The following is an 11,876-nucleotide window of genomic DNA, read 5'->3' as shown; positions in this document are numbered from 1 at the left end:
GGCAGATGCGCAGGTAGACGCGCTGCCGAGAAGTGCGCACAACGCCGGCGAGTGTACACAACGCGAACAAGTGCGCACAACGCCGAGAAGTGCGCACGTCCCGGCGGGCACGGACGGGCGAGAAGAGCGTGCCGTAGAGGTTGCCGTGCTCTCTTTTCGCAGCGTGAGTTGCCCCGCCGCCTGAGCAATTGGAGGAGATCCCTCCGCCTTCTTCAAGCTATGATATGCTCCTAAAAAACGAATCAAATACACTTTTTGGGAGCACGGCATGCTCGAACGGAGCCTCATCGAAAGAAGGCGCTATCTGGATCGGCTGCTGGCCTTTCGGGATACAGACCTCGTCAAGGTGATCACGGGTGTTCGACGCTGCGGAAAGTCGAGTCTGCTCGCGCTTGTTCGTAAGCAATTCGAGCGCGAGGGTGCCCCCTGCCTCTTTCTCAACCTTGAGAGCAAGAAGAGTCCCGTCAAAACCGAGGACGACCTCTATGCGTTCTTCTCGCGCTCCCTTGAGAGCGCGGGGAGATCGTACGTCTTCATAGATGAGCCGCAGCGAATTGAGGGCTGGCAGAATGCCGTGAACGCCCTTCGCGTGGATTATGACTGCGACATCTACCTTACCGGGTCAAATGCCTACCTGCTCTCAAGCGAGCTTTCCACCTACCTTTCGGGTCGCCATGTTGAGATACAAATGCTGCCGCTCTCCTTTGCCGAGTACGCGCTCTTCTGCGGCATCCAGTTTTCTCCCGGCAGTGCGGTTGCGCTCGGCGCCGACGGACACCCTGTCCTCTTCGACGACCTTTTCAGGCGCTATCTCTTTTTTGGAGGCATGCCCGCGACAGCTGCGCTCGATGTGACGCAGGGCGCCCACGCGGCGTATATGTCGAGCATGTATGATGCCGTGGCCGTGCGTGACGTCATCAACCGTGAGCGCGAGCGCGGCAAGAGCCGGGTGACCGATCCCCGGCTCCTGCGCTCGCTCGCGACGTTTCTTGCCGACAATATTGGCAACGAGTGCTCATCCAATGGGATTGCCGCTGCCCTGAGCTCGGGCGGTGTCAAGACCACCAACAAGACGGTGGACTCGTACCTCTCCGCGCTCAACGAGGCCTATCTGTTCTACCGTGCCGTGCGCTACGACCTACACGGGAAGGCTCTCCTCAAGACAAATCCCAAGGAATACATCGTTGATCTTGGGCTTCGCTCGTATCTTGGCGGATACCGGGCGTCGGATCTGGGCAGGCTCTTTGAGAACGCCGTCTATCTGCAGTTTCTGTATGAGGGATGGACGGTGCACGTGGGCAAGCTCTATAGCCGGGAGGTCGACTTCGTTGCCGTGAGGGATGGCGAGCGTCGCCACGTTCAGGTGACGGACAACATGATGGACGAGAGGACTCGGGAACGAGAGCTTGCGCCGCTCCGGTCGATCAGGGACGCGTTTCCAAAGATGGTTGTCGTCCGGGAGGGGACGTACGGAACCGATGTCGATGGCATCCGGATCGTTGGCGCACGGGAGTTCTTCCTCCCTGATGCCGCGCGGTAGCGCCGGTCCGGCGGCGGGCCGTCCTTGCGGCGATGTGCGCACCCTCCGGCGTTGTGCGCACCCTCCGGCGATGTGTACACGGCCTCAGAGGCCCTTCTCGGCAGATGCGCAGGTAGACTCGCTGCCGAGAAGTGCACACAACGCCGACGAGTGTACACATCGTAGAAAAGTGCGCACAACGCCGCCGGTCGCTCCGCATCGGCCCCGGTCCCTCGATTCCGACCGGCGGGCGAGCGGAATGGCCGAGAAGAACGTTTGGCCTGGGACTCCGCTCGCGCGAGCTAGCGCAAACGCCATCCTTTGACCGTGCTGCGCATGATGTCGACCACGTCCTCGCGGATGTTGGGCGGCGCTGACCGGAAGAGCGAGAGGCACTCCTCCTCTGTGGGGGAGAGCAGGGAGAACTGCGCCGGCGTGCCCGGAAGGCCGAGGATGTCGTTGGGCGTGCAGTGGAAGAGCTCGGAGAGGGCGATGAGTCGGTCGGCACCCATTTCGGCGCGGCCCGTCTCCCAGGAACTGTAGGTTGCCTTGCTCACTCCGAGCATGCCGGCGACCTGGAGCTGAGTAAGACCCAAGGCTTTTCGTATGGAGCTGAGGGCATTTTGGTGCTTCTTCGGCATGAGCGTCTCCGTTCGGTACTAGAAGACACTCTCGTTACCTTTTGCATTAAGCTGTACACGCTTGTTAGACAATCAGTCGTCCATTGACAGATAGTCTAACCAGAATAGACTTTAGGTTACCGACAAAACGATGCGGAGGGCCCTATGGGACGCGTAATCGGTATCGACCTTGGAACAACGTACTCTGCGGCTGCGGTGCTCGGCGATGATGGGCTGCCCGAGATTATCCAGAATGCGGACGGCGAGACAACGACTCCTTCCGTTGTCTTGTTCCAGTCGTTTGACGGTGTCGACGAACCACTCGTGGGGACCATGGCGAAGCACTCTGCAGCTTCTGACCCAGACAACATCGTCCAGTTTGTAAAGCGGAACATGGGCGACCCCCACTGGAGATTTGACTCCTCAGCTGGTGTCTCCTATACCGCTGAGGAGGTTTCCGCGCTTATTTTGAAGAAACTCAAGCAAGATGCGGAGCTCGCCTTGGGGGAGAAGATCGACGGCGCGGTAATCACGGTCCCTGCGTACTTTGACGATGCGCGCCGCACGGCAACCAAGCACGCGGGGGTCATTGCCGGGCTTAACGTGCTGCGCGTTCTGAACGAGCCCACTGCTGCAGCGCTCTCGTTTGGGCTCGATGCCGGCCAGGACGGGGTCGCCCTTGTCTACGACCTCGGCGGAGGAACCTTCGACGTGACGCTCCTGCGCATCGAAGGCGCGCGCTTCGAGGTCATCGGAACCGATGGTGACAGAAACCTTGGCGGATTCGACTTCGACAACGAGCTTATGCGCCTCGTGAGCGATGACCTTGCAAAGCAGGGTGCCGGTGACGTCCTGTCCGACTTTCTGCTGAGCTCCGAGTTGCGTGAGAAGTGCGAGACGGCAAAGCGCGCCCTTTCCAACGTCGAGAAGACGAGCGTTCATATGTCCGTCGGCGGAAAACCCTATCGCGCCACTGTGACTAGGGCGGCCTTCGAGGAGGCCACGAGCTCCTTGCTGAGAAGAACGCGCGAGCTCGTCGAGGACCTGCTCGACGAGACGGGATACAGCTGGGACCGCATCGATCAGGTGGTTCTGGTGGGCGGGTCAACGAGGATGCCCATGGTGAGGGAGCTCGTCACCATGATGTCGGGAAAGACTCCCGCGCGTGGTGTCAATCCGGATGAGGCGGTTGCTCTAGGAGCGGCGGTGCAAGCTGCCATGGAGGTGGAGTCCCATCCCGAGCTCGTGGGGAGCGAGTCCGCGGCGTATGAGTTGCCGGCGGCCGTCTCTGGTATCGAGGTGTCAGACGTGACCTCGCAGGCCCTGGGTGTCGTGATGCTCGATGACGACGGGAAAGACTACAACCGGGTGGTCATCCCGAGAAATGCCCCGGTCCCGAGTGAATACTCCCAGGAGGGCGGGACGGTCATCGACAACCAACGCACCATAAATGTTCAGGTCACACAAGGTGATGATCCGGATCTCGATTTTGTGGTCATTATCGGCTCCCGCGAGATTCCCCTTCCCGAGGGCCTCCCCAAGGGGTCTCTCCTCCGCATCACCTACCGCTATGACTTTGAGCAGACCGTTCATGTTGAGGTTCATGACATGACGAATCGCCGCTCTCTCGGAGAGTTCGCACTCGAGCGCGTGGCAAACATGAGCCAAGAGGATCTCGACGCCGCAATCACTAAGATTCGCGGCATCGACATCGAGTAAGGAGACCATCGTGGACACGTTTGTTGACTACTATGATCTGCTGGGGGTCGACTGTCAGGCTCCGTATATGGAGATCGAGCAGGCGATTCGTACCACGAGGAAGCGCTATCGCCGTCTGGAGGGCTCGCCCGACCAAGCCCAGCGCGCAAACGCAGAGCGCATGATGGGGCTGCTTGCAGAGGCGGAGAAGACCCTTTTGAACGCCAGCGCTCGAGAGACGTACGACGTGGCGCTCAAGAAGGAGGACCAACGCATCGAGGAAGAGCGTCAGCACGCGGCGTCCTCCTCAGAGCACGATTGGGTCTCTGGCGCCATGAAGTATCTGGACGAGAACAATCCTACGAGTGCCCTGTTTGCGGCCACTGAGGGGACGCGCCAGCACCCCGAGAATCCTTGGGCGTGGTATGTCCGCGCCGTCGCTGCGGTTAATCTCGATCGCTATGACGAGGCGGAGTATGCGGCGCGTGAGGTGCTCAAGATTGAGCCGAACTCTGTCCCAGCGCTGGACATACTTTCCGAGTCATGCCTTCAGCTCGAACGCTACGACGAGGCGGTGTCGCTTGCGCGTCGCGCGCGAAAGCTCGATCCGAGCGAGGCGGACTTCGGGTGCAGGGTGGTCCGCGCCCTGTTCCTTAAGGGCGACCACGCAGGCGCACTCAAGGAGGCGCACAAGGTCATGAGCGCGTTCCCGGGGAATGACCAGGCCGTTCGCATACTGCGTACCTGCCTGGTCCAGGATGGCGAGAACGCGATGAGCGCGCAGGCGGGAATGTCCTACATCACCAACGAGCGCCAGATCGAGCACCTCACGCAGGTGGTGGGAGAGCTCCAGGGGCTTCCGTCGCTGGACGACGAGACGAGGCAGTGGATTGCTGAGACGAACAAGCTGCTCGAGCACGCAAAGGGCCGCCACTACGCGGGCGCCCCGACGTGGTACTGGGTGCTCGCGGGATTCTTTGTTCTCTGCCTGCTCGCGGGTGCTGGAGCAAATCCCATCCCCTGGCTGGTACTCGTTGTCCTGATTGCCTACGGCGTGCGGGAGGTCTGGCCCTATGGCTGGCAGACAAACGCGAAGCAGCTGGGCAGCGCCGCCACGAACTCGGGTCTCCAGTGATGTCCACGCTCGATGAGGTCCTGCGCGCGCTTGAGCAGGGCCGTGACGCCCTTTCTGGCCAGATTGCCGAGCAGAGGTCCGTGCTCGCTGCGCTCAAGAGCAACGCGCTCGAGGTGACTTCCCTGGCAACGGGTCGTGCCTACACGGACCTCTTCAAGGAGCTTCTTCTTGCCCTCGACCGCCTGCGGGCGGAGGAGCTCACGGAGGAGCTGAGGGATTCTGTTGTCGAAGAGTTTCTTGAGGTCCTGGGACGCCGGGGGCTCTCTCCGGTTGACAACGGCCCGAAGCTCGACCTTCACCACCATGAGGTGGCGGGGACCGTCGATGCCTCGTCTCCCGAGGAAGACGGAGACATCGTCGGGGTTCTGCGGGAGGGCTACCTGCTTGGCGGTGCGTTGCTTCGCCCGTCGCGCGTCGTCGTTGCACGAATGCCCAGGGAGGGGTAGGACTCGTGGGGGCGCCTCAGACCGCAGAACGCATCCGGGAGCTCTCCGCGGAGCTTCGGAGCTGCCAGGGGCATGTCCTTGGCTCGTTGACAGCCGAGAAGAACCTGCTGGAGCAACGCTGCCGTGCTGCCGCGTCAGCTAGGGACGACGATGCGGAGAGGCGCCGCCACTCTGTCGTCGCCCGACAGGGGCGCTCGGCCGCGCTTGCCAAGCGCCGCGTCAACGAGACGGTCGACGCCCTTATTGGGGAGCGCGACGATGGCGCGCTAGCCGTCGCTGAGTATGTGCAGGTAGGTGCGATCTATCTCCCGACCGGCGGCTCCCCCGAGCATACCGTGCCGCTCATCGTGCCGCTGCTCGGGCACGGGAACGTGGTGCTCTGCGCGCGCACGCCCTCGGCAGCATCGCGCAGAGACGCAGCGGTGCGCCACATCGAGATGCGCGCCCTGGAGAAGACGGCTCCCCATCAGCTGAAGATCGTCAGCTTCGACCCATTGCTGAGCAACCTGGAGGCTCCCTTCGCGCAGGTTGACGAGATGGGGGAGGATGCGCTTCGCTACATCCAGACCTCTCGCGAGCTCGACGTTCTTCTCGACAAACTGACCGACTTCACGACGCGCGTGCACAACAGCCATCTTGTGGGCGAGCGGAACATCATCGCCCGCTACCGCGGGCTAGGCATGCCCCTCGAACCCTATGTCATCGTGGTCCTCCATGACTATCCCCAGCAGGTGAGCGAGACGCAGCACCAGAGGATTCTCGCTCTCTCCCGAAGTGCTCCGGCGGCGGGTGTGTCATTTCTGCTGTGTCCCGCAGTCGAGCGAGAGCAGTCAAAATGGCTTGACCTCGCCAAGCTCGAGGAGGCAGAGATCTTCTCCATTGACGAGAGGGGGCGCGCTCTCTGGGAGGGACGGGAGCAATGGGCGACGGAGCTTTATGGCGTCGAAGCGCGGGAGGCGGCGGAGGCGTCGCAGCGTCTGCGGTCGCGAGGCTCTTCTCTGCCGGAGGTTCTCCTGAGCGACTTGCTTCCGATGCGGCACTTTGGGTACACGAGCGAGGACGGCATCTCCTTCCCCATAGGGGTCGAGGTGGGGAGGCCTGTCGAGATCACATTGGGCTCGAGTGACGGCCAGCGGCATAACGCGCTGGTGACGGGAGCCGTGGGCCAGGGCAAGTCGAACCTCATCAAAGTCATCATCTACGGGCTGTGTGCACGCTACGCACCTGAGGAACTCTCTCTCTACCTGCTCGACTTCAAGGAGGGCATCACGCTGTACCCCATGGCCCCGACCAAGGAGTCGCCTGAGTACCTACCCCAGGCGCGCGTGCTTGGTCTCGAGGCAGACCAAGACTTTGGGATTGAGGTGCTCCGCAACCTTGCGGCGGAAATGGCTCGGCGTACGATGACGATACGGCCATATGGCGACAGCCTGCGGGCTTATCGACGCAGCTCCGGGCAAAAGATGCCGCGCATCCTGCTCATCATTGACGAGTTCCAGCTGCTGTTGGAAGGAGAGCGGGGCGGCGAGGCGCAAGGGCTCTTGGAGCGCATCGTGCGTCTGGGCAGGAGTGCGGGCATTCACGTGATTTTGGCCTCTCAGAGCATAGGGGGCATCTCATCTCTTCTCGGGAGGGAGAGCAAGTTCTTTGCGCAGTTCCCCGTGAGGGTGGGCCTGAAGAACTCGCCCGAGGAGTCGCGCGCGACGTTTGGCCCCTTCAACGACGCGGCCGCCCATCTGCGCTATCGAGGACAGGCGATTGTAAACGAGAGCTACGGCGACCCGGCGGCAAACAGGACGGTCTTGGTCGCCCGCGCGGATGACGATCGCCTGGCCGACCTGCGCGACGAGCTCTATCGCGAGGTGGGCCCGGAGCGCCTTGCTCCGCACGTCTTCGATGGGAGCCGCTTGCCTACGCTGGGTCCCGACCTGAGAAGGTGCCTCGCAGACCGTCACGGCTCGGTGCCGTTTGCCCTTCTCGGCAGATCCGTGCGGGCCGAACAGACGCCGACGGCGTTTCTCTTTGAGGATCTCCCCGGCAGAAACGTTGCGATTGTGGGTAGGGGAGTCTCGCCTGAGCTTACGGATGAGTCGGTGGAGGCGGACCTCGGCACATCCGTCTTCGAGGCAGCTCTGCTGTCGCTGTGCTTGAGCTCGGACGACTCGATTCCGCTCGTGCTTCTCGACTTTGGCGGCGCGGGGCGAGGCAATGATGCCAACCTCGAGCTCATCTTGAGGTCGTGCGCGCGCGAGGTCGAGCGCATCGGGCGCAATGACTTCCGCCCATGGGTGGAGTCTCTTGCAAAGGAGCTGGACGAGGGCGCGGTGCGTCGCCGGTGGGTGGTGTGCGTGTCCATGGATCGCGCGGGCTCCTTTGACTTCTCTTTTCAGGGGCAGTTCCAGCGAGTCTTACAGGAGGGAGCAGCGTGGGGCGTGCACTTTTTCCTCTGGTGGACGGGCGCGACGGTTCTCCAGTCCCAGCTTGGGCTGAGCGGGCTCGAGGCGTTTGAGGGGTGCGTGCTGCTCTACGGGTCTCAGTCCATAGCGCGGCAGGTTGTGGAGCCGACCAGCACCTGGAACGGTCAGAGCCGCCGCGGGCTCTACTGTGACTCCTCCTCGGGCGTGGGAGCGACGAAGCTGATCCCGTATGCTCCCCTCTCCGCCCGAGAGGTCACGAGGCTTCTGGGAGGGCAACATGCGCGCGCCTGATGCCGCCTACGAGGCATATCTCGCAGAGATTGACCGCTACCTCAAGGGATCCAGGGCATTTGCGGAGGAGCTCAAGGGGCTCGAGCGTGAGAGGTCGAAGGAACGTGCGGCGTCGTCTCGACGCAGGGAACAAGAGCTCAAGAGTCTCGAGGAGCGGGTTCGGGATGCCGAGAAGAGCTACGAACGGACGGCAAGGATGCTCTCTGATGACGGGCTCAGGTCGGCGGGAGCGCTGATTCCCACTCGCGTGAGGCCGGTTGCGGGCGGTGGCTCACTCGAGGCCCTTCTCGTGCGGCACGCCGAGCTCACGGGGCAGATCGAGCGTCTTGCACGGCGCTATGCGGCAGAAAGCACCGCGGAGGGTGTCTCGGAGCAAAGGGCGTCCGAGGCTCTTGAGGCGAGACGCAGGGTGCTTCAGGAGCAGCTTGCACAAGAAGAGGGCGCACCTCCGGTCGAGGCGCCCCCGGCGCGGGCATCTGGGTGCCTGTCGCACGCTGCCGCCTTCGTGCTGGTAGCGCTGGCAGCCGTCGGTCGGCTGCTGATGGCTGTGGTTTAGGAAACATGTCGAAGGGAAGTGGCGCATGGCAAACGTGGCAGATCTGAAGAATGAGCTCAGCGCGTCGATGAAGAAGGCCGACGAGGTCTCCGCCCTTATGAGGGAGGTGTCGACGAAGCTCGAGGAGGTACAGATTCGTATGGGCAACGCACTGAGCGGCACGGATGACAAGGAGCTTCAGAACATGCTTAACGCATGGGTCGCTCAGGCACGCAAGGACGCGAAAGAGATAACCGAGATTCTGCCGAGCATCACGTCGAACATCGGCAACTACGTGAGCAGGCTCTAGAAGGCCAACGGAAGGAGTGGACATCCATGGGAACGGTAGCTCAGCTGAAGGCAGAGCTGGGGGACATCTCCAGGCAGCTCGGCGACGGCGCGGAGATGCTGAGGTCTTTCTCACGGCGTGTCGATCAGATGGCGCAGAGAACGAACGTCGTCATGGAGGAGTCGCTGCGCCCGGACGTCCAAGGCCCTGCCATCGAGGGTCTTGGAGGAGTGAGGGATGAGGTGAAGGAAGCCGCGGCGCTGCTCAGCCGCGTGCAACAACTGCTTGAAACCTATGCGAACGGCCTGTAAGGGGTTCCCTGCGCGCGACGCGCGCGAAGACGAAAGGAGAAAGCGATGATCAAGGCAGACACGATGGGGGAGTTCATCGGTCCGGTGATGCTGCCGGGAGGCATAGACCTGGACGCCATTCACAGCGCGCTGGCGGACGCCGCCCAGCAAAACAACCTGCCGCTTGGGTTCGCCACGGATGAGGTGAGGTCCGGGGGCATGTTCAACAAGACCTCCGAGCCTTGTCTGGTTCTTTATCACCCCGAGCACCAGACAGACTATTTCCGCTTTGCCATCCGCTCGGCACAGGAGGGCGGTCGCTCGATTGTCATGATCAACACCTTTGGCCAGAGCTCCCAGATGAAGAAAGACGCACAGGCGGCGTGGGCCAAGGAGGACCGCAAGGGCAAGTCGATGAGCTACAAGGTCGGTTCGATGATTGGCTCGGGAATCGCCGGTCTCGGGCGCTCCAAGCAGAAGCTCGAGGCGGAGCAGCGCTATTACATGCTCATCCAGGACCTGATCGAGCAGGTGCTGGCCTAAGTGACGGGCAGAGTCGGGCAGGTGGTTCTCAGGGAGGCAGTGACGGACGACCTGCCCGCCCTTCTCGATTTGGAGTCTGCCGCCTTTCCCAGCGACGGCTACCGTCTGAAGGACTTTGCTACGGCGCTTGAAGACGCGGGGCTGCTTGCGCTCGTTGCCGAGGAGTCAGAGACGGTGGTGGGGTTTCTCGTGTGTCAGGAGAGCGGCGGCGCGCTCCATCTGATCGACTCGGTGGTTGCTCCCGCGCAACGGGGCGGGGGCATCGGAGGCGCCCTTGTTCATAGGGCACTCGAGATGAGCGGGGCGCGGGCGGCGTGGGCTGAGACGAGGGTGACCAACTGCGCAGCGCGCAAGGCCCTTGAGGCACTGGGCTTTCGCGTTGAGCGGAGGGTGTGCGGCTACTACGACGCCCCTGCAGAAGACGCGCTGCTGCTCGCGCTGGGCGCGCGATCTCGGGACAGGGGAAATGCTGACGAAAGGACAAACCATGGGTGTTGACGTGGCCGGGTACAAGCCGTCTGCATTCAACGTCTTCACGCGCAGGGGAGAGCGGATATTTGCCTCAAACACGCTGCTGCGCAGTTTGGTGGAACTCGAGGAGCGGCATTACCTCATCCTCACGGGGTCTGCGCCCCTGTCGGGTCTGAGCGAGGAGGAGCGGAGCGCGCTTGCTGAGGAGGGGCTGCTCGTACCCGAGCGCCTCGACGAGGTTGCCCTGCTCAGGATGAGTTGCAACCGCGGGCGCTTCTCGACCGAGTTTGCCGAGCTTGCCATTGCCCCGACCATGGCCTGTAACTTCGCATGTCCGTACTGCTTTGAGACCCCGACGTCAGCTAGGATGGACGAGGCCGTGCAGGACGCCGTGGTGGGGCACGTGCAGGCACTTCTTGATGCGCAGGTCCGTTCCCTCCACATTTCGTGGTACGGGGGAGAGCCCCTTCTGTGCCCGGATATCGTAGAGACGCTCTCTGCGCGCATCGCGCGGCTGTGCGTGGAGCGTGAGGTTCCGCTGACGCTTTCCATGACGACCAATGGATATCTGCTCAACGAAGAGCGTGTCGCGATGCTGCGACGCAGTGGCATCAACGAAGTGCAGGTAACGCTTGACGGCGGCAAAGAGGAGCATGATCGTCACCGCTTCCTGCGCGACGGCGGTCCCACCTTTGACGTGATCGTGCACAACATGACCCTTCTCGCCCCTCAGGGGATACGCCTTCACGTGAGAGTGAACATCGACAAGAGCAATCCCAGCGCCTTCGTGCGCGTGAAGACGCTGCTTAACCAGGCGGGCATCGAGCCTCGAAGCGTCTACCCGGCGCTCATAGAACAAACACGCAATCAAGGAGAAGAACAGCTCTCCCTCTGCTACGGCCATGAAGAGATTGGCGACTTCTATCAGGGGGACGTGCGCGCCTATCAGATTCAGGACGGCTTTGACGGCATGCGCTTTGTAGCGTGCAACTGCGGCGCGGAGCACGCGTTCTCTGCGGTGATTGATCCGGAGGGGTACCTGTATCGGTGCTGGAACGACGTGGGGCGGCCGGAGCGCGCATATGCCTCGCTTGTTGACGAGGCGTGGGAGAACCCTGCGGAGCTCGTAGCCTATCTGGGGCGCGACCCCTTCACTGAGCAAGAATGCTCAGCATGTCCGTATATCCCCCTGTGCCTCGGTGGATGTCTATGGGAGTACCTCGACAAGGGCTCACATTCCTGTGCCTCGGAAAAGACGCTCTACTGGGACATCCTGGAGGAGAACTATCTCACTGAAGAAGACGAGGGAGGTGACGAACATGAGGATCATCCGTAAGGCAAGCCTGCGCTACCGGGACTACATCATTGGCGGATTCCAGCAGGCTAAGTGCAAGCACTGCTTGCTGGGCAAGTGTCACGACGACTGCCACAACTGCGCACGGTAACCATGGGGCGCGGCCAGTTGGGTGCCGCGCCCGTCCCGGCGGCAATGTGCGCACCCTCCGGCGATGTGTACACGGCCCCAGAGGTCCTTCTCGGCAGATGCGCAGGTAGACGCGCTGCCGAGAAGTGCGCACAACGCCGGCGAGTGTACACAACGCGAACAAGTGCGCACAACGCCG

Annotated in this window: 13 protein-coding genes; 12 read left to right on the top strand and 1 reads right to left on the bottom strand. The window is 62.2% G+C overall.

Going from position 1 to position 11,876, the window contains the following annotated elements:
• Positions 1-268 precede the first annotated feature (268 nt).
• Positions 269-1,540 (top strand): ATP-binding protein, encoded by a 1,272-nt coding sequence (locus B5F79_RS10645; RefSeq protein WP_087221434.1) that lies wholly within the window; start codon positions 269-271, stop codon positions 1,538-1,540.
• A 281-nt stretch (positions 1,541-1,821) separates the two neighbouring features.
• On the opposite strand, the gene B5F79_RS10640 is transcribed toward B5F79_RS10645, so the two are convergent.
• Positions 1,822-2,160, bottom strand: coding sequence for a helix-turn-helix transcriptional regulator (locus B5F79_RS10640; protein WP_087221431.1), 339 nt, complete (start codon positions 2,158-2,160; stop codon positions 1,822-1,824).
• A gap of 144 nt (positions 2,161-2,304) precedes the next feature.
• On the opposite strand from B5F79_RS10640, the gene B5F79_RS10635 reads away from it, so the two are divergent.
• Genes B5F79_RS10635 through B5F79_RS11285 form a run of 11 tightly spaced genes read left to right on the top strand, consistent with a single transcriptional unit; the run spans position 2,305 to position 11,699 of the window.
• Positions 2,305-3,858: an Hsp70 family protein gene (locus tag B5F79_RS10635; protein ID WP_087221428.1), complete on the top strand. Its 1,554-nt coding sequence runs from the start codon at positions 2,305-2,307 to the stop codon at positions 3,856-3,858.
• A gap of 10 nt (positions 3,859-3,868) precedes the next feature.
• Positions 3,869-4,972, top strand: coding sequence for a J domain-containing protein (locus tag B5F79_RS10630; RefSeq protein WP_087221424.1), 1,104 nt, complete (start codon positions 3,869-3,871; stop codon positions 4,970-4,972).
• Positions 4,972-5,418 carry a nucleotide exchange factor GrpE gene (locus B5F79_RS10625; protein ID WP_143786300.1) on the top strand — a complete coding sequence of 149 codons (447 nt, stop codon included), beginning with the start codon at positions 4,972-4,974 and terminating at the stop codon, positions 5,416-5,418. The genes B5F79_RS10630 and B5F79_RS10625 overlap by 1 nt, the downstream gene beginning before the upstream one ends.
• Before the next feature lie 5 nt (positions 5,419-5,423).
• Positions 5,424-8,126: an FtsK/SpoIIIE domain-containing protein gene (locus tag B5F79_RS10620; RefSeq protein ID WP_087221418.1), complete on the top strand. Its 2,703-nt coding sequence runs from the start codon at positions 5,424-5,426 to the stop codon at positions 8,124-8,126.
• Positions 8,113-8,682, top strand: a complete 570-nt coding sequence (locus B5F79_RS10615) for a hypothetical protein (protein ID WP_087221415.1) — start codon at positions 8,113-8,115, stop codon at positions 8,680-8,682. The genes B5F79_RS10620 and B5F79_RS10615 overlap by 14 nt, the downstream gene beginning before the upstream one ends.
• 25 nt (positions 8,683-8,707) lie before the next feature.
• A complete protein-coding gene (locus B5F79_RS10610) occupies positions 8,708-8,971 on the top strand; it encodes a hypothetical protein (protein ID WP_087221412.1) in 264 nt (87 codons plus the stop codon).
• Between the two features lie 26 nt (positions 8,972-8,997).
• Positions 8,998-9,261 carry a hypothetical protein gene (locus tag B5F79_RS10605; protein WP_087221409.1) on the top strand — a complete coding sequence of 88 codons (264 nt, stop codon included), beginning with the start codon at positions 8,998-9,000 and terminating at the stop codon, positions 9,259-9,261.
• 45 nt (positions 9,262-9,306) lie between these two features.
• On the top strand, positions 9,307-9,783 hold the full coding sequence (locus B5F79_RS10600; RefSeq protein WP_087221405.1) for a hypothetical protein: 477 nt from the start codon (positions 9,307-9,309) through the stop codon (positions 9,781-9,783).
• Positions 9,784-9,822: 39 nt separating this feature from the next.
• Positions 9,823-10,281: a GNAT family N-acetyltransferase gene (locus B5F79_RS10595; RefSeq protein ID WP_158094887.1), complete on the top strand. Its 459-nt coding sequence runs from the start codon at positions 9,823-9,825 to the stop codon at positions 10,279-10,281.
• Complete coding sequence (locus B5F79_RS10590) at positions 10,271-11,590, top strand: radical SAM/SPASM domain-containing protein (protein WP_158094886.1); 1,320 nt, start codon at positions 10,271-10,273, stop codon at positions 11,588-11,590. Before B5F79_RS10595 ends, B5F79_RS10590 begins: the two co-directional genes overlap by 11 nt.
• Positions 11,574-11,699: a hypothetical protein gene (locus B5F79_RS11285; RefSeq protein WP_275084185.1), complete on the top strand. Its 126-nt coding sequence runs from the start codon at positions 11,574-11,576 to the stop codon at positions 11,697-11,699. The genes B5F79_RS10590 and B5F79_RS11285 overlap by 17 nt, the downstream gene beginning before the upstream one ends.
• The last annotated feature ends 177 nt before the right edge of the window (positions 11,700-11,876 follow it).

Origin of the sequence: Olsenella sp. An285, from assembly GCF_002159625.1 — a bacterium.
In the GTDB taxonomy this organism is placed as follows: Bacteria; Actinomycetota; Coriobacteriia; order Coriobacteriales; family Atopobiaceae; genus Thermophilibacter; species Thermophilibacter avicola.
The sequence above is the reverse complement of the archived record's forward strand: the minus strand, read 5'-3'. Positions and strand labels throughout refer to the sequence as shown.